Source organism: Aquabacterium sp. (assembly GCF_004297345.1).
Classification (GTDB): domain Bacteria; phylum Pseudomonadota; class Gammaproteobacteria; order Burkholderiales; family Burkholderiaceae_C; genus Aquabacterium.
This window is the reverse complement of the sequence record NZ_SCTN01000591.1, coordinates 1-1,540: the sequence shown is the minus strand read 5'-3', so window position 1 is coordinate 1,540 and position 1,540 is coordinate 1. Positions and strand designations below refer to the sequence as shown.

1 protein-coding gene and 1 pseudogene are annotated in these 1,540 nt (G+C 57.7%); both read left to right on the top strand.

Features of this window, described 5'->3' with window-relative positions; genetic code table 11:
• Positions 1 to 90: 90 nt before the first annotated feature.
• Positions 91 to 951: a hypothetical protein gene (locus tag EPO09_RS21825; protein ID WP_290646665.1), complete on the top strand. Its 861-nt coding sequence runs from the start codon at positions 91 to 93 to the stop codon at positions 949 to 951.
• Positions 952 to 1,008: 57 nt separating this feature from the next.
• A pseudogene (locus EPO09_RS21820) lies at positions 1,009 to 1,540 on the top strand (hypothetical protein); the annotation flags it as partial.

The following is a 1,540-nucleotide window of genomic DNA, read 5'->3' as shown; positions in this document are numbered from 1 at the left end:
AGGCAGTCTAAAAGCCATGGCCACAGCCACGGCAACGTCAAGCCGAAATCGCTGGGTACCACCTGGTGGGGGCAACGATGGATTGAAGCCTTGGAGCGCAGCTCGCGCGATGTGGTCGCGCGTTTGGGCAAGGGGCGCGCCTATGCGCGCGATGGACACGTGCATGGCTTGAAGATTTTCCCCGGTAAAGTTACTGCGACCGTGACCGACGATGAGCTCGATAGTTATGCCGTCAGCTTGAACCTGGATGTGTTCGAACCCAAGGTCTGGAATCAGATTCTGCAAGCGATGAGTCAACAGGCGCTGTTTGCCGCGCAACTACTGAATGGCGAAATGCCCAAGGACGCCGATCGCTTGTTTCGCAGCTGCGGCAAGAGTTTGTTTCCTGCCAACTCGCACGACATCGATGCGGACTGCAGCTGCGACGATTGGTCCAGCCCCTGCAAGCATGTGGCCGCAACGCACTATGTGCTGGGTGAGGCCTTGGATCGCGATCCATTTCTGCTATTTGAGTTGCGTGGCCGCAGTAAGGAACAGGTCTTGGCAGGTTTGAATCAACTGCGCGCGCACAGCGGTAGTCAGGATGCGAGTCCGGCAGCCGTTACTACCGATCTGCCGGTCGCGGCTTCGCATGTCGTGGCCTTGCAGAGCTTGGCTGTGCAAAACTTTGAAAGTGGCGCAACCGCCTTACCGGCCATGAGTTTTAATTTCGATAGTGTGCCGGTGTCTGGTGCATTGCTGCGCAGTCTGGGCAAACCGTCGTCGTGGCCCGTGCACGAAACGCCGCAGGATCTGCTTGGGCCGGCGTTGTTGCATGCCCGGCAACTGGCCGTCGAACTGGCAACAAGTAGCGGTACGCTGCCGATTGCACGTGCGCCGCTGCAATCCGGCAAAACCGGCAGCAAAGCAACACTCGCGCGCAAGCCGCGCACCCAGCGCAAAATTCTCTGACTGAGTGTCGCTTGCCTTGTATCGATCGTCTTGCGCGCCTTTTGCTAAGCTTCGCGGATGAAGCCGCAACGTATATTGGTTTTGATGCATGAGACGTTGGTGCCGCCCGATAGCTTGAAGGGATGCACTCAGGCCCAGATCGACGAGTTCCGCACCGAGTACGATGTGGTGCAACAGCTCAAAACTTCCGGTCATGCTGTGCGTTGCCTGGGGCTGGGCGACAACCTTGCCGAATTGACCGCGACCATCGAGGACTGGCGGCCGCATGTGGTTTTCAATCTCGCTGAGGAATTTCAGAGCATCGTCAGCTACGACCAGCATGTGGTGTCGTTTCTGGAGTTATTGCGTCAGCCTTATACCGGCTGCAATCCACGCGGCTTGTTGTTGTCACGCGATAAAGCCCTGGCCAAACAGATACTGGCATTTCACGGCATCGCCACGCCCGGCTTTGCCGTGTTCGGCAAGGGACAGCGTGTGACCATGCCTGAGAAGCTGCGTTTTCCGCTGTTCGTAAAGTCGGTGACCGACGACGCGTCCTTTGGTATTTCTCAGGCGTCCGTCGTGCGTGACCTGGATAAACTCAAACAGC